Source organism: Sphingomonas sp. NPDC019816, assembly GCF_050274375.1.
GTDB lineage: Bacteria > Pseudomonadota > Alphaproteobacteria > Sphingomonadales > Sphingomonadaceae > Sphingomonas.
Genome location: NZ_JBNNOB010000228.1, coordinates 1 through 3,036, shown reverse-complemented (window position 1 = coordinate 3,036; position 3,036 = coordinate 1). Strand labels below are relative to the sequence as shown.

2 protein-coding genes and 1 pseudogene are annotated in these 3,036 nt (G+C 70.8%); all 3 read left to right on the top strand.

Translation table 11 applies throughout. The annotated features are described in order from the left end of the window. Positions 1 to 1,681, top strand: a 1,681-nt coding sequence (locus ACQKJZ_RS18795; protein WP_427733162.1) for a hypothetical protein, incomplete at its 5' end; no start/stop codon positions are given. Beyond that, a complete protein-coding gene (locus ACQKJZ_RS18790; protein WP_427733160.1) occupies positions 1,678 to 2,577 on the top strand; it encodes a tyrosine recombinase in 900 nt (299 codons plus the stop codon). The genes ACQKJZ_RS18795 and ACQKJZ_RS18790, both read left to right, overlap by 4 nt. Before the next feature lie 13 nt (positions 2,578 to 2,590). After that, positions 2,591 to 3,036: pseudogene (locus ACQKJZ_RS18785) on the top strand (acetyl-CoA carboxylase carboxyltransferase subunit alpha); the annotation flags it as partial.

Sequence of the window (3,036 nt, the reverse complement as noted above, 5' to 3'; positions counted from 1 at the left end):
CGCCACGCCTCGCCCGGCGCCGAGCGGTGCGGCGACGCCGGCGCCCGCCACCGGGCCGACTCCGCGCCCGACGCCGGCCGATGCGGTGGGCGCGCTGCTGGACACGCTCGCGACGCCGACCCCGGTGGCGACGCCGACGCCCAGCCCGACGCCGACGATCGATCCACGTACGCTGGCCGAATATGAACTGCCCGCGTCGTCCCGGCGTTCGCTGGCGGTGGTGGGGCCCGCCGGTCCGCGCGAAGGCGCGCTGGGGCCGGATGTCTTCGCCGGGGCCGATGGGCGCGTCGCCGAGGTGTTGATGCGCCGGCTGTCGGCACCCCTGCCGTCGCGCTGGATGTCGATCCTGCTTCGCCGCACCCTGGCGGCGCGGATGGACACGCCGCGCGGCGTGAACGGCGCGGACTTCGCCGCCGAGCGCGCCTGGCTGTTGCTGCGCATGGGGGAGGCGCAAGTGGCACGCGCCGTCGTCCAATCGGTCGATACGGACAATTACACGCCCAAGCTCTATCAGGTGGCGATCAACGCGCTGCTCGCATCCAGCGATCCGGCGGGGCTTTGTCCGCTGGCCGATCGGGGTGCGGCGGTGACGGGTCTTGGCGGCTACCGCGTGGCACAGGCGATGTGCGCCGCGCTGGTCGGCGATGCGTCGCGGGGCAGCGCCCTGCTGCGTCAGGTGCGGCGTCAGCGGATCACCGACGATTTCGACCTGAAGCTCGCCGAGAAGCTGATGGGGTCCGGGGCCAATGGCCGCCGGGCGGTGACGGTCGAATGGGCGGGTGCGGATCGGCTGACCATTTGGCGCTTCGGCCTGTCGACCGCGACGGGCGTCGCCATTCCCGACGATTATATATCCTATGCGGGGCCGCAGGTGCGTGGCTGGCTCGCGACCTCGCCCGCCATCGCCGCGACCGATCGCGCGGCGGTGGTCGACAGGGCGGCGAGCCTCGGCGTGCTGTCCAATGCGGCGCTGGTGGATTTCTACGCCGCGCTGGCCGATAATGACGACGTCAGCCGTGCCCAGTCGGCGATCGCCAACGATCTGGCCAATGCCTATGGCGGCAACGACCAGACCGCGCGCCTGAGTGCGATCCGTTCGCTCTGGGGCAGCGGGGAGCGCACGCCCTATGGCCGCCTGATCCTTACCGCGCGGGCGGCGGCGCGGCTGCCTGTGATCTGGGACCGTGAGGAGGCCGACCGCCTCGTCGCGTCGATGCTGTCGGCCGGGCTGGATCGCAGCGCGGCACGCTGGGCGGGCGCGGTCAAGCCGGCGAGCGACGGCTGGGCGATGATCACCCTGTCCGACCCGGATCACCAGAGCGGCGTCGGCTATGACGTCATCACGAACTATGCCGGATCGGGCGACGCCAAGCACAAGCAGCAGCTGTTCTTCGCCGGCATGGCGGGACTGGGCCGGTTGTCGCAGGCGGATACCGAACGGGGCGCCGAGGCGCTCGATGTGCGGATCGGACAGCGCAACGCCTGGACCGAGGCGATGGACGAGGCGGTGGCCGATGGCCGGACCGGCATGGTCGTCCTGCTGTGCGCGGTGGGGATGCAGACCGGCGACTGGCGCGGCGTACCGCCCCAGGCGCTCTATCGCATCGTCGATGCGTTGCGCTCGGTCGGGCTGGATGCCGAGGCGCGGATGATCGCGGCGGAGGCGATCGCGCGGGCATGACCGCCGGCGACCGTGCGCTTGTCGACCGCTTTCTGGAGATGATGGCGGCGGAGGCGGGGGCGGCGGCGAACACCATCGCCGCCTATCGCTCCGACCTGACGCTGGCCGGCGAGGCGATGGGCGCGCTGGCCGAGGCGGACGAGGCGGCCCTGCGTGGCCTCGCCGAGGGCTGGGCCAGCCTTGCCACGACGACCGTGGCGCGCAAGGCGGCGGCGCTGCGCCGCTTCTACGCCTTCCTCCACGAGGAGGGACTGCGCGCCGACGATCCCGCAAGCGCGCTGCCCCGCCCCGGCCAGCGGCGTTCGCTGCCCAAGGTCCTGAGCCATGCTGATATCGACCGGCTGTTCGCCGCGATCGCCGAGCGGGTCGGCGGGGCGCATCCGGCGCCGCAGCACCTGCGGCTCGCCGCGCTGGTCGAGCTGCTCTACGGTTCGGGGTTGCGCGCCAGCGAGCTGGTCTCGTTGCCGCGCAACGCCATTCATCCCGACCGGCCTTTCCTGATCCTGCGCGGCAAGGGCGGGGCGGAGCGGATGGTGCCGATCTCGGACCGTGCGCGCGCGGCGGTGGCGGCGTGGCGCGCGCATGTGCCCGCCGACAAGGCCTGGCTGTTTCCCGGGGGAAAACGCCATCTGTCGCGAATCCGCCTCTATCAGCTGATCAAGGCGCTGGCCGCCGATGCCGGCATCCCGCCCGATCGGATCAGCCCCCACGTCCTGCGTCACGCCTTCGCCACCCACTTGCTGGGCGGGGGTGCGGATCTGCGCGCGGTGCAGGCGATGCTGGGCCATGCCGACATCGCCACGACCGAAATCTATACCCATGTCGAGGCGACGCGGCTGGTCGAACTGGTCAATACCCGCCACCCGCTCGTTGATTTTCCCGCCAACCGCCCCTAGGCGCTACGCTATTATGTCAACGAGCTTCCTCGATTTCGAGAAACCGATCGCCGAGCTTCAGAGCCGGATCGACGAACTGCGCGACACGACCGCCGATGGTGCGGTGGACATCGGCGCGGAAATCGCCAAACTTCAGGCCAAGTCGGACAAGCTGCTGCGCGATACCTTCGCCAAGCTGACCCCGTGGCAGAAGACCCAGGTCGCCCGCCATCCGCAGCGTCCGCATTTCAAGCACTATGTCGCCGGGCTGTTCGACGAGTTCGTGCCGCTGGCCGGTGACCGTGCCTTTGGCGACGATCAGGCGATCATGGGCGGCTTCGCGCAATTCCGGGGCCAGCGCGTCATGGTGCTGGGCCATGAAAAGGGCGAGGATACCGCCAGCCGGCTGCGTCACAATTTCGGCATGGGCAAGCCCGAGGGCTATCGCAAGGCGATCCGCCTGGTCGAGTTGGCCGACCG

What these genes read in the sequence shown, in the direction of transcription:
- ACQKJZ_RS18790 (WP_427733160.1), top strand. Translation starts at nt 1,678, where the DNA reads ATGACCGCCGGCGACCGTGCGCTTGTCGACCGCTTTCTGGAGATGATG.